Origin of the sequence: Marinobacter sp. HL-58 (genome assembly GCF_001314605.1) — a bacterium.
Taxonomy (GTDB): domain Bacteria; phylum Pseudomonadota; class Gammaproteobacteria; order Pseudomonadales; family Oleiphilaceae; genus Marinobacter.
Window position 1 is genome coordinate 293,062 of the sequence record NZ_LIHP01000010.1, and the last position, 13,284, is coordinate 306,345.

The 13,284-nt window shown below is 60.0% G+C and carries 15 protein-coding genes; 13 read left to right on the forward strand and 2 right to left on the reverse strand.

The annotated features are described in order from the left end of the window. The first annotated feature begins 98 nt into the window (after positions 1 to 98). The 13 genes from HLUCCO03_RS08580 to HLUCCO03_RS08640 all read left to right on the forward strand — a co-directional run bounded on the left by HLUCCO03_RS08580 (position 99) and on the right by HLUCCO03_RS08640 (position 11,902). On the forward strand, positions 99 to 554 hold the full coding sequence (locus HLUCCO03_RS08580; protein ID WP_027832887.1) for an Lrp/AsnC ligand binding domain-containing protein: 456 nt from the start codon (positions 99 to 101) through the stop codon (positions 552 to 554). Continuing rightward, a complete protein-coding gene (locus HLUCCO03_RS08585; protein WP_036197647.1) occupies positions 551 to 1,444 on the forward strand; it encodes a LysR family transcriptional regulator in 894 nt (297 codons plus the stop codon). Before HLUCCO03_RS08580 ends, HLUCCO03_RS08585 begins: the two co-directional genes overlap by 4 nt. A gap of 123 nt (positions 1,445 to 1,567) precedes the next feature. Continuing rightward, entirely contained in the window at positions 1,568 to 2,371 is an 804-nt protein-coding gene (locus HLUCCO03_RS08590) for a putative hydro-lyase (RefSeq protein ID WP_051603910.1), read from the forward strand. Positions 2,372 to 2,408: 37 nt separating this feature from the next. Further along, positions 2,409 to 3,473 (forward strand): TRAP transporter substrate-binding protein, encoded by a 1,065-nt coding sequence (locus tag HLUCCO03_RS08595; protein ID WP_027832890.1) that lies wholly within the window; start codon positions 2,409 to 2,411, stop codon positions 3,471 to 3,473. A 60-nt stretch (positions 3,474 to 3,533) separates the two neighbouring features. After that, positions 3,534 to 4,130 (forward strand): TRAP transporter small permease subunit, encoded by a 597-nt coding sequence (locus HLUCCO03_RS08600; protein ID WP_027832891.1) that lies wholly within the window; start codon positions 3,534 to 3,536, stop codon positions 4,128 to 4,130. Further along, a complete protein-coding gene (locus tag HLUCCO03_RS08605; RefSeq protein WP_027832892.1) occupies positions 4,127 to 5,410 on the forward strand; it encodes a TRAP transporter large permease in 1,284 nt (427 codons plus the stop codon). Before HLUCCO03_RS08600 ends, HLUCCO03_RS08605 begins: the two co-directional genes overlap by 4 nt. A gap of 32 nt (positions 5,411 to 5,442) precedes the next feature. Then, entirely contained in the window at positions 5,443 to 6,120 is a 678-nt protein-coding gene (locus tag HLUCCO03_RS08610; protein ID WP_036197651.1) for a DUF2848 domain-containing protein, read from the forward strand. Then, positions 6,117 to 7,448: an amidase gene (locus HLUCCO03_RS08615; protein ID WP_027832894.1), complete on the forward strand. Its 1,332-nt coding sequence runs from the start codon at positions 6,117 to 6,119 to the stop codon at positions 7,446 to 7,448. Before HLUCCO03_RS08610 ends, HLUCCO03_RS08615 begins: the two co-directional genes overlap by 4 nt. Next, positions 7,445 to 8,287 carry a hypothetical protein gene (locus tag HLUCCO03_RS08620; RefSeq protein ID WP_292016667.1) on the forward strand — a complete coding sequence of 281 codons (843 nt, stop codon included), beginning with the start codon at positions 7,445 to 7,447 and terminating at the stop codon, positions 8,285 to 8,287. Before HLUCCO03_RS08615 ends, HLUCCO03_RS08620 begins: the two co-directional genes overlap by 4 nt. A 95-nt stretch (positions 8,288 to 8,382) precedes the next feature. Next, positions 8,383 to 9,450, forward strand: coding sequence for an NADH:flavin oxidoreductase/NADH oxidase (locus HLUCCO03_RS08625; RefSeq protein WP_036198244.1), 1,068 nt, complete (start codon positions 8,383 to 8,385; stop codon positions 9,448 to 9,450). A 39-nt stretch (positions 9,451 to 9,489) separates the two neighbouring features. Beyond that, complete coding sequence (locus HLUCCO03_RS08630; RefSeq protein WP_027832897.1) at positions 9,490 to 10,245, forward strand: 5-oxoprolinase subunit PxpA; 756 nt, start codon at positions 9,490 to 9,492, stop codon at positions 10,243 to 10,245. Further along, a complete protein-coding gene (pxpB, locus tag HLUCCO03_RS08635) occupies positions 10,242 to 10,967 on the forward strand; it encodes a 5-oxoprolinase subunit PxpB (RefSeq protein ID WP_027832898.1) in 726 nt (241 codons plus the stop codon). Before HLUCCO03_RS08630 ends, pxpB begins: the two co-directional genes overlap by 4 nt. Further along, positions 10,964 to 11,902, forward strand: a complete 939-nt coding sequence (locus HLUCCO03_RS08640; protein ID WP_036197654.1) for a biotin-dependent carboxyltransferase family protein — start codon at positions 10,964 to 10,966, stop codon at positions 11,900 to 11,902. The genes pxpB and HLUCCO03_RS08640 overlap by 4 nt, the downstream gene beginning before the upstream one ends. Before the next feature lie 6 nt (positions 11,903 to 11,908). Here HLUCCO03_RS08640 and yeiP read toward each other — a convergent pair whose 3' ends face one another. Together yeiP and HLUCCO03_RS08650 are read right to left on the reverse strand one after the other, a co-directional pair. Further along, entirely contained in the window at positions 11,909 to 12,475 is a 567-nt protein-coding gene (gene yeiP / locus HLUCCO03_RS08645) for an elongation factor P-like protein YeiP (protein ID WP_027832900.1), read from the reverse strand. A gap of 55 nt (positions 12,476 to 12,530) precedes the next feature. Continuing rightward, on the reverse strand, positions 12,531 to 13,229 hold the full coding sequence (locus HLUCCO03_RS08650; RefSeq protein WP_027832901.1) for a crotonase/enoyl-CoA hydratase family protein: 699 nt from the start codon (positions 13,227 to 13,229) through the stop codon (positions 12,531 to 12,533). Between the last annotated feature and the right edge of the window lie 55 nt (positions 13,230 to 13,284).

Consider the following 13,284-nt stretch of genomic DNA (forward strand, 5'->3'; position numbering starts at 1 on the left):
CTCAATGAAGGCTCTTTGGCCATATAGTTTTAAAGTACAGGTATTTTGATTATATTCGTGGCCATAATTAGCCGTTAAGCAAGCCAGGAAAACATTTTATGGCCGAACTGGATAGAATCGATCACTCCATCATCCGGGAACTGCAGAAGCACGCACGAATCACAGTAACTGAGCTCGCATCCCGGGTGGGGCTATCGAAAACACCGTGCCAGGTGCGCATGCGACGCCTTGAGGAACAGGGCTACATAACCGGCTATACCGCCCTGGTTAATCAGACCAAACTCGGGCAAAGCCACGTTGCATTTGCCCAGGTGACGCTGAACGATACCAGCAGCAATGCGCTGGCTGCCTTCAATAACGCAGTAAAGCAGATCTCGGCGGTAGAGCAATGCCACATGATCGCAGGCAACTTCGACTACCTCCTGAAAGTGCGCACTCGCAACATGGCAGAGTACCGGCAGGTACTGGGAGAACAGATATCCGCCCTGCCCCATGTACTGCAGACCAGCACCTTTGTGGTAATGGAGAATGTTAAGGATGCCGGCATATCATGAACATACGCACGCTTGAGACCTTTGTCTGGATTGCCCGGCTCGGCAGTTTTCGGGCCGCTGCCAGCAGGGTCTACGCGTCACAGCCATCGGTATCCGCCCGCATTGCGGGCCTTGAAGATCAGCTTGGCGTGGAGCTGTTTGACCGATCCGGTAAACATATTACGCTTACGGCCAAAGGCCGGGAGTTCCTGGTCTATGCCGAGAAAATGCTGAGCATGCACGGAGAGATGCTTCAGGCCGTTGCCACGCCCGCATCGATCAAGGGGACCATTCGACTGGCCGTGTCCGAAACCATTGCCCACACCTGGCTCCCCCAGTTGCTGGAACGCGTTAGCGAAGCCTACCCCGCCATCAACCTTGAGCTGGATGTGGATATTTCTGTCAACCTGGCAGAGAAACTCAAGAACCACGAAATCGACATTGCCTTTCTGATGGGTGGCGTCAACCAGCCCGGTATCATCAACCGGGACCTGTGCCATTATTCCCTGGTCTGGGTTGCGAGCCCGCAGCTTGCTATTCCCGACCAGACCATGTCACTGGCCGAGCTCGCCTCGTGGCCCATCGTTACCTACCCCAGACAAAGCGAGCCCTACATTGCCATTCGCTCGCTCGTCGATCCGATGAACCACTCCACACGGGTTCATTCCTGTTCCTCGCTATCTACCATCATCCGCATGACGGTGGATGGCCTCGGCGTCAGTGCCCTGCCCCGGGAAATCCTGCAACGGGAGCTGGACGCCGGTACCCTGCGGCAGTTCAGAGTTGATGCCAGTGTCCCTGACCTGAAATTCAACGCCGCATATCGGGCGGCCCCAAGCAGCAGCGTCGTTCACGCCATCGCGGAACTTGCACTGGCCATTACTACAGAACGGGATTCGACTACAGATTAACCACGCAACACGTTGAAAAGCCGGACTGATTCGTTTTTTCTATCAAAAGCGATCCTGATTTTCGATTTGCCTTAATCGTTGCTTCTGCCTTAAATGTAAGAAACTCATCTATCGGGCAGAATCATGACGACCATCGCTCACCTGAACGCACGCTCCACCCCCCAGGCCGTCCGCATGGCCGCGCGGGAAGGCAGCCTCGCAGGCCCGACTTCCGGGCTTGCCAACGGATATGTACAGGTCAACCTGGTTATTCTGCCGGAATCCCAGGCGGCGGGTTTTCTGCGTTTCTGCCAGGCCAACCCCAAACCCTGCCCTCTGCTGGCCGTCAGCGAGCCGGGCTCACGCAGCTGCACTCTGCTGGGCAGGGATCTTGACATCGCCACAGATGTGCCCGCCTACCGCATCTACCGGCACGGCAAAGTCAGCGATACCCGACACGATGTCAGCGATGACTGGCGCGACGACCTGGTCACCTTCGCACTGGGCTGCTCGTTTACCTTCGAGCACGCACTGATTGAGGCCGGCCTGTCAATCCGGCACATCGAAGAATCGCGAAACGTGCCAATGTTCAATACATCCGTACCCCTGACTTCCGCCGGAGGATTCGGCGGCAACCTGGTGGTGTCCATGCGCCCGTTCGCAGCCGCAGATGCCATACGCGCCATACAGATCACCACCCGCTACCCACAGGTCCACGGTTCCCCTGTTCACCTCGGAGATCCATCACTGATTGGCATTTCCGATCTGAGTACGCCGGATTACGGCGATTCCGTCTCCGTGGGTAAGGATGAGATACCGGTGTTCTGGGCCTGCGGCGTTACCCCGCAGCAGGTCCTGATCGATTCCGGTGTCGAATTCGCCATTACCCACAGCCCCGGGCACATGCTGGTCACGGATATTCCCGACAGCAGCCTGGCCCTCTTTTAACCAGCACGACCCCGAAACCAAACCTGAGGAAACCATCATGATCACAAAAAAATACTTCGTTTCCGCCTCACTGCTGAGCCTGGCCATTGCCGGCTCACCGGCGTTCGCGCAATCTCCTGACAAGGCCAGCATTTCCTATGTCGGTAGCTGGAGCAGCCTTTCCCTGTACAAGAATTTCGAGCAGCCATTCTGGGAGAAGCATATCCCGGAAGCCTCCGACGACCAGATCAGCACTGAAGTCACCACCTTCGACCAGATGGGCCTGGGCGGTGGCGAAGTCTACCGGCTGATGGGCCGCGACGTGGTGGAAGTGGCCTCGACCGTGGCGGACTACGCCGTGGAGGATGCCCCGGAACTTGAGGGCCTGGACATGCCAATGATTGCGCCCGATGTGGATACCGCCCGCAAGGTCGCTGAAGCCTACCGCCCGGTGCTGGCCGATGCGTTCAAGGAGCGCTACAAAGACGCGCACCTGCTGGCCGTTGTTCCCTATCCCTCGCAGATGGTTTTCTGTAACGCCGACATCGACGGGCTGAGCGATCTCAAGGGCCTGAAAGTCCGCGCCAGCGGCCGAACCACAGCAGAATTCCTGGAGGCGCTGGGTGCCGAGGGCATCACCCTGAACTTCAGCGAAGTTCCCGGAGCACTGCAGCGGGGCGTTATCGACTGCGCCGTGACCGGCTCGCTGTCCGGCTACAGCTCGGGCTGGCATGAGGTATCCACCCACCTGTATCCGCTGCCCGTAGGTGGCTGGGACCACGTGGTCACCGCCATGAATGGCAAGAAGTGGAACTCACTGTCTGAAAATACACAGGAGTGGCTGACCAAAGAGATCAAGGAGAACTATGAGGATCCGGTGTGGGAGTCTGCCGTGGAAGAAACCGAAGAAGGCATCGCCTGCCTGACCGGTAACGGAGAGTGCAGCCGCGGTGATGCCGGCAGCATGACACTGGTTGAAGCCACCGACGAAGACTTCACCGAGGCGGCCCGCCACCTGGAAGAAACCCTGTTGCCGAACTGGGCAGGCCGGGTGGATCAGGAATGGGTGGACCGCTGGAACGAAACCATCGGTGAGGTAACCGACCTGAAAGCCTCAAAGTAACACCCGCCGAACCGCAAAGGTGACCGGCCAGCATGCTGGCCGGTGACCCGGGAGAATGACATGTTGCAACAGGTAAATTCCACACTGGACCGGGTACTGGATGGTGTTCAGGTCGGATCGCTCTGGTTTGCCCGCGCCGGGGGTGTAATGATCCTGCTGACCGTGGTTCTGGTTACCACTGAGGTGGCTTCACGGGTCATCATGGGCCGCTCGGCGGTGCATGCCACCGAACTGACCGGATACATCACGGCGATCAGCGCCAGTTGGTCTTTCGCCTACACCCTGATGTGCAAGGCCCATATTCGCATTGACGCTCTGTACCTGAACTTTCCCACCAAAGTGCGGGGCGTTCTGGATCTGATCGCGCTTCTGGCCATGGCGATGTTCTGCATCCTGGTGGTCGATGCGGTCTTCTCGGTTGTCAGCGACTCTTACAGCGGTGGTTCCACCGCCAACACCCCGCTGGGAACACCACTGTGGATGCCGCAGGCATTGTGGATGTTGGGTCTGGTCTGGTTTGGCTTTGCTGTGTGCGTAATGACCCTCAGGGCGCTGTTCGGTCTGCTCAGCGGCGATGTCGAAGGCGTTCAGAAGCTGGCAGGCAGTCCAACGCTGGACGAGCTCATTGCCGATGAAAACAGGGACTCCAAGTCATGATCATTACCGCGCTGCTTATTCTGCTGGTTCTCCTGCTCATGAGCGTGCCGGTAGCGGCCACGCTGATTGCACTGGCTCTCGTGCTTTCCGAGCTGTTTTCGCCGTTCCCGCTGCTCAATGCGATGGGGGATGTACTCTGGTCTGCTTCGGACAAGTACCTGCTGATTGCCATCCCGCTGTTCATTCTGCTGGGCGAAATCCTGGTGCGTACCGGCATCGCCCGCGGCACCTATCGCTCCCTGGAAAGCTGGCTGTCCTGGCTGCCGGGTGGTCTGTTACATGCCAATATCGGCACTGCGACCCTGTTCTCCGCGACTTCCGGCTCCAGCGTTGCTACTGCAGCCACGATTGGTACCGTCGCACTGCCTCAAGGCAAGGAGATGGGCTACGACCCCAGGCTGTTCACCGGATCTATTGCCGCCGGGGGTACGCTGGGTATCATGATTCCACCGTCCATCAACCTGATTGTTTACGGTTTCCTGACCGAAACCTCGATCCCCCAGCTCTTTGCCGCCGGCCTGATTCCGGGGCTGCTGCTTGCGCTGATGTTTATTGTCGGCACCGCACTGATCTGCATCTGGAAACCCGCCCTTGGCGGCCCCAGTGTGTCCCATAGCTGGGGAGAGCGCTTCTCGGGCCTGAAAAACCTGGTCCCGGTACTGGTGCTGTTCGGTATCGTGGTGGGGTCTATCTATACCGGCGTGGCGACACCAACCGAGGCGGCCTCTCTGGGTGTGCTGGGTGCGATGGTGATTGCCGCCTTCATGAGAAAGCTGTCGGTGGGCATTATTGTGGAGGCCCTGGACGGCACCATGAAAACCACTGGCATGATCATGCTGATCATCATTGCCTCCTATTTCCTGAATTTCGTGCTTGCCTCAGCCGGGGTTACCCGGGAGCTGACAGGTTTTCTGGAAGAGGCCGGCCTTGGCCCCTACTCGACACTGATGCTGGTCATTCTGCTCTACATCGTTCTCGGTTTCTTCATCGAGACACTGTCACTGATGGTCATCACCATTCCCATCGTCGCTCCCATCATCATTGCCATGGGTTTCGATCCGGTGTGGCTGGGCATCCTGATCATTCTGCTGATCGAAATGGCACTGATCACTCCGCCGGTGGGGCTCAACCTCTACGTGGTTCAGGGTGTGCGTGAAGGAGGGCCGTTCAGCGACGTCATGAAAGGCGCGATGCCCTATGTCGGCATCATGTTCCTGATGGCGATTGTGCTGGTGCTGTTCCCACAGGTGGCCACATTCCTGCCAGAACTGATGAAGTGAACCATCTGGAAACCACGTTAACGGAGTCACAAATGACCATTTTTCGAATTGCGGATACCCAGGAAGCCATCGATGTTGATGTCCGGCAACTGGTGATTGCCGGCTGGGCAGGGCGGGTTCAGTCCGCTATCGACGAACACATCGAGGAACTGAAGGAAATCGGCGTCAAGCCGCCCTCCGCAACACCTTTATTTTACCGAGTAGCTGCAAACCAGCTCACTACCGCCACCAACGTTCAGGTATTGGGAGAAGCCTCCAGCGGCGAAGTGGAAGTGGTGCTGATCGGCACCGATCAGGGCACGCTGGTGGGCATTGGTTCCGATCATACCGACCGGGAAGCAGAAGCCTGGTCTGTGGCTCATTCAAAACAGGTCTGTGTCAAACCGGTCAGCCCACAGGTTTGGCGGCTTGACGGCGTAATCGATTACTGGGACGAGTTGCAGATGGCCTCGTACGCCATGATTGACGGCAAGGAGGTTCTCTATCAGGAAGGCCCCGTGACGGGCCTGCTGCATCCTGTGGAACTGCTGCGCCGCTATGGGCTGGACAAGCCCGAACTGCCCCCGGGCCAGGTCATGCTGTGTGGCACTCTGCCGGTCATCGGTGAGCTTCGGCCAGCCCAGGCCTTCCGAATGGTTCTGAAAGACCCGGTCACCGGCCGGGAACTTCAGCACCGATACGAGATCCAGACCTTGCCGGTGGTCGCATGAACCAGCAAGCAACCCTGGGCTATCTGCTGGACGAGATAGCATCGGGCAGGCTGCAGGCAGCCGAACTGCTTGAAACCTGTATTGCCAACATTGATGCCCGCGACAACCCCAAAGCCCAGGTGTACACCAAACGATTCGATCACACCGCACGAGCAGAGGCCCGGGCCAGTGATCAGCTGCGCGCGGCCGGTGTTCCGGGTGGACAACTGGCCGGGCTGCCTATCGCTCTGAAGGCGCTGTTTGATGTTGCCGGTGAAGTCACCCATGCCGGCTCCCGCGGCTGGCAGGCCCCTGCGCTGAGTGACGCGCTGATCGTATCCCGTTTGCGGCATGAAGGGGCTGTGATCACCGGCCATACCAACATGACGGAATTTGCCTATTCAGGGGTCGGACTGAACCCCCACTACGGCACACCGGACAATCCTCTGGCGCCGGGGCGCATTGCCGGCGGCTCGTCCTCAGGCGCAGCGGTCGCGGTGGCACAGGACATGGCGGCCGCAGCCATCGGGACTGATACCGGTGGCTCGGTTCGCATTCCGGCGGCGTTCTGTGGCCTGGTCGGATTCAAACCATCCCAGTCCCGCATTCCCCGCGACGGTACATTTCCGCTCTCGGACAGCCTGGATTCCATTGGCCCGATTGCCCGCAGTGTTGACTGTTGCGCGCGCCTTGATGCCGTTCTGACCGGTCACCGTTACCACCCTCTGAAACCCGCCAGCCTCCGGGGTCGCCGTTTCGTAGTGCCGACCAACCTCATGCTGGACGGCATGGACGATTCAGTGGCAAGGGCGTTCTCCCGGAGTCTGGCGAGGCTACGGGACCAGGGTGCCATTATTGTCGAAGCGCCCTGCCCGGTGCTCACCGCACTGCCGGAACTCATGGAGGGCGGCGGTTTGACGGCAGCCGAAAGCTATTTCGTGCACCGACAGTCGTTGGCAGAACACGGGGACCAATACGACCCTCGGGTGCGCAGCCGGATCGAACGTGGCGCAGCGATCTCTGCAGCGGATTACCTGGAACTGTGCCGGCGACGGCGGCACCGTAAACAACAGGCCGAGGAATGGCTCCAGGACTACGATGGCCTGCTGGCCCCCACTGTTCCGGTGGTTCCGCCGCTGCTTGAGGAACTTGCAGTTGATGACGAATACACCCGGCTGAATCTGTTGATACTGCGCAATCCAACGGTTGCCAACCTGCTGGACCTCTGTGCCATCAGCCTGCCCAACCACATGAACGGCGAGTTGCCGTCCGGGCTGATGCTGATCGGCCGAAACGGCACGGATGAAATCCTGTTACGACAGGCGCAAGCCATCGAAAGCGTGTTGTGACGACCATGCTGACCGTGCTACTGACCAAGCTCATAGCCACCGCCGTGGTGGTAATTGTGGTGTCGGTTTCGGTTGGCAAACTGGGGCCGAGGCTGGGAGGCATCATTGCCGGAACACCGATCATTCTCGGCCCGGGCTACTTTTTCATGTTGCAGGAGTGGCCGACGGAGTTTATCCAGGCCGCTGCACTGGCCACTCTCCATGCGCTTATTGCCACCTTGCTGTTCAGCATCAGCTTTGTGGTGACCGCCGAACGCCTGGGGGCCCTGCTGAGTCTGGGCCTGGCTACCCTGATCTGGGTTCCCGGCGCGTATCTGTTCTCGTTCCTGCCCGGCGGCATTACCGCCGCCCTGGTGATCTATGGCGTGGTACTGCTCGCAGCGGACATCACCAGACGCATGCTGGCCCTGAAACAGCCCAAAGTGGTGGCCGTTTCCGGTTGGTTTGACGTGGTGCTGCGAGGCCTTCTCGCTGGTGTGCTGGTTGCAGTCGCCACGACGGTGGCAGCCCGCACGGGCCCCATGCTTTCCGGCATTCTGGTGGGCTTTCCCGTCGGCCTGTTCACCATAGGGTGGACCCTGCACGACCGCTATGGCGCCGATGTCGCAAGAGCCACCGTCGCTGCAGCGCAGCAGGGCATGCTCAGCCTCGTCGCCTTCGCAGTGGTCACGGCGGTCCTGGTCGGTCACGTGCCACCGATGGTCACCTTTGTCTTCGCCCTGCTGGCATCCATTGCCGTCAGCGCCACCCTGTTCATGGTCAGCCAGTGGCGCCTGCGTCGAAACTACGGCCACTTGCTTGACGCTCCGGCCAACAACAAGAGGAAATCGCACCCGTGAGTGATACAAACACAACACCTGAAGCCTCCATTACCGATTCCCGTTCCGGAGGGGAAAACGCGCGCCGCATTCTCCGCCGCGACCCGAATCCGCACATGTTCCGGCCGATCCGTTTCCGTTCCGTGGAGGCGCGCAACCGCATCATGCTCTCACCCATGTGCCAGTATTCCGGTGAGGACGGGCTCTCCAATGACTGGCACTTCGTTCACCTGGGCGCACGGGCATCGGGCGGTGCCGGCTGGGTGTTTACCGAAGCCGTACACATTGAACCCCGGGGGCGAATCACTCCCCACTGCCTGGGGCTTTGGAATGATGAGCAAAGGGACCGGCTGGCACGCATCGCCCGCTATGTCTCCGACCAGGGCGCGGTACCCGGCATCCAGCTTGGCCATGCCGGCCGCAAGGCATCGGTCGGCCGCCCCTGGGAAGGATCCCATCCCCTGCGGGCCGACACCGGTGGCTGGGAGGACCTGGTTTCCGCCTCAGCCCTGCCCTACGCTTCTGGCTGGCAGGTACCGGCTGCAATGTCGACAGGCGAGATCGCCGAATCCCTGCAATCACTGAAATCCGCCACCCGCCGCGCGCGGGAAGCGGGTTTCCGGGCACTGGAGCTGCACGGTGCCCACGGTTACCTGATTCATCAGTTTCTTTCACCGCTGAGCAACCAGCGCACCGATGAGTACGGCGGCAGTTTCGAGAACCGCATCCGTTTCCTGCAGGAATCCATTGCCGTGGTCCGCGAGGAATGGCCGGACGACCTGCCCCTGTTCCTGCGCCTGTCCTGTACCGACTGGGTAGACGGCGGCTGGACCCTCGACGACACGGTGCGGCTGGCAACCCTGCTCCGATTCCAGGGCGATGTGGACCTGATAGACTGTTCATCAGGAGGCAATGATCCGCGCCAGCAAATCCCGATTCATCCGGGCTATCAGATACCTCTGGCACAGTCGGTGCGTTCGCGGGCGGATATTGCCACAGGCGCCGTCGGCCTGATCCACAGCCCCGACCTTGCCGAGTCGGTTATTGCCAACGGCCAGGCCGACCTGGTGATTCTGGGGCGCGCACTGCTGTCGGATCCGGCGTGGCCATTGCGTGCGGCCGCAGCGCTGAAAGCCGAAAACGTCGAGTGGCCCAGACAGTACGAGCGCTCGAACATTTTCTGAGCCGGAACATAGGTCATCAGCCATGACAGAGAGGACATCATGACTTCATTACTGCTGAATGCGGACATGGGCGAAAGCTTTGGCCCCTGGGTCATGGGGCTGGATCACAAAGTCATGCCCCACGTGGATCTGGCCAACATCGCCTGCGGCTTCCATGCCTCCGATCCCGACGTCATGCGTCGCACTGTGCGTATGGCCGCGGAACATTCCGTGGGTATTGGTGCGCACCCGGCCTACCCGGATCTGGTGGGTTTTGGCCGTCGCTCCGTGGCCTGTTCCACGGAGGAAATCGAGAACCTGGTGCTCTACCAGGTCGGGGCGCTTGCCGCCATGTGTCATGCCGAAGGGCTCGAACTTCGCTATGTGAAGCCACACGGCGCACTGTACAACGATATGGCCCGTGACCCGGAGATCTTTACCGCGGTCGCCCGTGCCATCCTGGCGTACAAACCTGACCTGCCGCTGATGACCCTGGCAACACGGGACACCACCGCCATTCGGGAGCTGGCTGCACAGCACGGCATCACCCTGTGGTTCGAGGCCTTCGCCGATCGCGCTTACGACAGTGAAGGGCGGCTGGTCTCCCGCTCGCAGGCGGGCGCTGTTCACCACGACCCTGCCATTATCATTGATCAGGCCAGGCGCATCGCCACCGGCCAACCACTGGTGGCCAGCGACGGCAGTGAACTGATCCTGACCGCCGACACTCTTTGCGTGCACGGGGATAACGAGGAGTCGGTGGCTTCGGTTCGCGCCATTCGTCAGATGCTGACAGCACTGAAAGAGGCCTCATGAGCCACTCGCCGTTGCCCGCGCTGGAACGTGCAGGCCTGGATGCCTGGATGGTGCGGCTGTTCGACACCATTGAGGAGAACAATCTGCTGTGGCTGACGGCCCTGACCCGCGATTGCGAGATCGCCTTTGGCGATGCGCTGGTGGATATGGTCCCCTCCTACACGACGTTGATGGTGGTTTTTGATCCCACCCGGATGCCCCCCTGTGAAGCCCGCGAGCGACTGACCGGTGTACTGGCACGGCTTACCCCGGTCGATAGTGGCGCCGAAGGTGAGCTGCACGAACTGCCAACCTGGTACGACACCAGCGTTGGCCCCGACCTCGGACGCGTGGCGGAGTTATCCGGCATCACGGTGCAGGCGGTTATCGATGCTCACAGTTACCAGCAATACCGTGTATTCGCGTTGGGCTTTGCCCCGGGATTTGCCTTTATGGGGCTGCTTGATGAGGAACTGGTCTGTCCCCGCCTGGATACTCCGCGTGCCAGAGTGCCCGCCGGCAGTGTTGCCATCGCCGGCCAGCAGACCGCAGCCTACCCGGTGGTCACGCCCGGCGGATGGAACCTGATAGGTCGGACCTCCGCACGCCTGTTCGACCGCAATCGTGACGGGTTCAGCCTGCTGAAAATGGGCGACCGGGTGCAGTTTGTGGCGGTCGATAAGGCAACCTTCGAGGATCAGGGTGGTGACGCCACACCTGTCGCAAGGGAGAAGTCACAATGAGGTCTGCGCCAACGCCAGGATTTCGCGTAACCCGCGCCGGTCCGCTGGCATTGTTGCAGGATGCCGGGCGTTTCGGGGTTCGCCATCTTGGCGTCACCCAGGGCGGCCCCGCCGATCTTCACGCCTGGGCCTGGGCCAATCATCTGGCAGGCAATACCTGGGGCACTCCGGCGCTGGAGATTACCTTTGGCGGTCTGGTGCTGGTGGCGGAACGGGAACTGGTCATTGCCCTCACCGGCGCTGATCTCGGCACAAGGCTCAACCAGAAGGCGGCGCCCCGCTGGCAAACCCTGTCACTGTCGGCAGGCGATACACTGACCTTCGGCACGCCCACCAACGGCCTGCGCGCCTACCTTGCCGTAGCTGGCGGCTTCAGCGCCGAACCGGTACTGGGCAGTGTGGCCTGCGTAGCGAGGGAGCAACTGGGCGGATTTGATGGCCAGGGCAACAGCGTGCGGGAAAACGATGTGTTACCTGTCGAAGACAGCGCGCCACGGCCAGCGGAGCAAACAGCACCTGAATCAGAGCAACCGGATTATCAGGCTGCCGTCACGCTGGATCTGCTCCCTGGCGCGCAGATTGCCGCCTTCACCGGAAAAAGTCTTTTCGATGCATTCAATGCTGAATGGACGGTGGATCAGCGCGCGGACCGGATGGGGGTCAGGCTCACCGGCCCGAAATTGCAGTGCAGCATTACGTCCATGGTATCGGAAGGTATTTCGCTGGGCGCTGTTCAGGTACCGCCGGACGGCCAGCCCATTGCCCTGCTGAATGACCGACAGACCATTGGCGGCTACCCTCGCCTGGGCAACCTCACACCCCTGGCCGCCGGGCGGCTTGCGCAATGCCTGCCCGGGCAGAGAGTTCGGCTGAGGGCCGCAGGCACTGGCGGTGCGCTGCGGCAACACCGGGAATTCCTGGGCAGGTTCCGCTAGGCGAACCTAGGCGCGGCCCAGAAACCGCCGTTCCTCAACATTGATCCTGATACGGTCGCCTGTGGAAATATGCTCCGGCACCTGAATCACCAGGCCGGTGGTCAGTCTGGCTGGCTTGGTTCTTGCGGTTGCTGAGCCACCCTTGACGGAGGGATCGGTTTCCTCGATCACAAGATCCACAGTCGGGGGCAAACCCAGCGCCACTGGCGCATCGCTCACCAGAATCACCATCAGCCCCTGTGTATCCTCATCGATAAACAGGAGCTCTTCTGCAATGGCTTCCCGGTTCAGGCTGTACTGGGTGTAATCCTCGGCATCCATGAAAACGAACTCGTCGCCATCGGAATAGGAAAACGTCGCCGGCCGCCGTACCAGGTCCGCGAGGTTCAGCATGTCCGAGTCCTTGAACGTCTGGTCGATCTTGTACCCGGTTACAACATCGTAAAGGCGCATGCGATAGAGGCTGCCACCAGCGCGCCCCTGGGGCACGGACCGCTCGATATCCTTTACAAAGTACACGCCACCGTCGTATTCAACAGCGGAGTTCTTCTTGATCTCACCTGCTTTTGGCATTGCTTGTGTTTCCGGAAAAAATTGAAATATGAATGGTTAACCAGGTACCGGCTGATTACGCCATCAGCCCAAGCTTCTCGGCGTCCTTCAGAATACAGTCATCGAGGAGTTCGAGATACCCGGCCTTGGCCTTGAGCTTGGTTTGTTTGTGGGCTGTCATGTTGAGTTTCCTGAACTGCTGCGCCACTTCATTCGCCCGCTCCCTGAGCTGCTCGGGTGCAACAATTTCATCCAGGAAACCGGCCTGGACCGCACCTTCCGGGCTGAAGATTTCCGCATTAACCACGGCACGATAGAAATGAGCAGGCGACAGACGATGGCGGGCAATCTCGATACCGGCATGGTGCATGGTCATGCCGATGGCCACCTCATTGAGGCCCAGCTTGAAATCCCCTTCAATGCCAATGCGGTAATCCAACGACAGCAAAACAAAGGCGCCTTTGGCAATTGCATGACCGCTGCAGGCACCGATGACTGGCAGCGGGAATGCAGCCAGACGGCGCGAAAACTTTGAGCCAACATTGACCAGAGCGGAGGCTTCCCTGGGGCCTTTCTGCATTTCCTTCAGGTCGTAGCCTCCGGAAAAAATACCCGGCTGCCCGGTCAGGATGACCACTGCCTGGTCTTCCTCGGCGCGGTCAAAGGCACGATTCAGCGCCTCAAATACTTCGTGGCTCAGGGCATTGGCCTTGCCGTTGCTGATCGTAATGGTGGCTACGCCATCTTCCAACTGGTAATTTACAAGGTCCGTCACCGGAATATCCTCTTGCTGAAGTTGTCTTGTGAGGTGGTGAACTTTGCCACCTTCT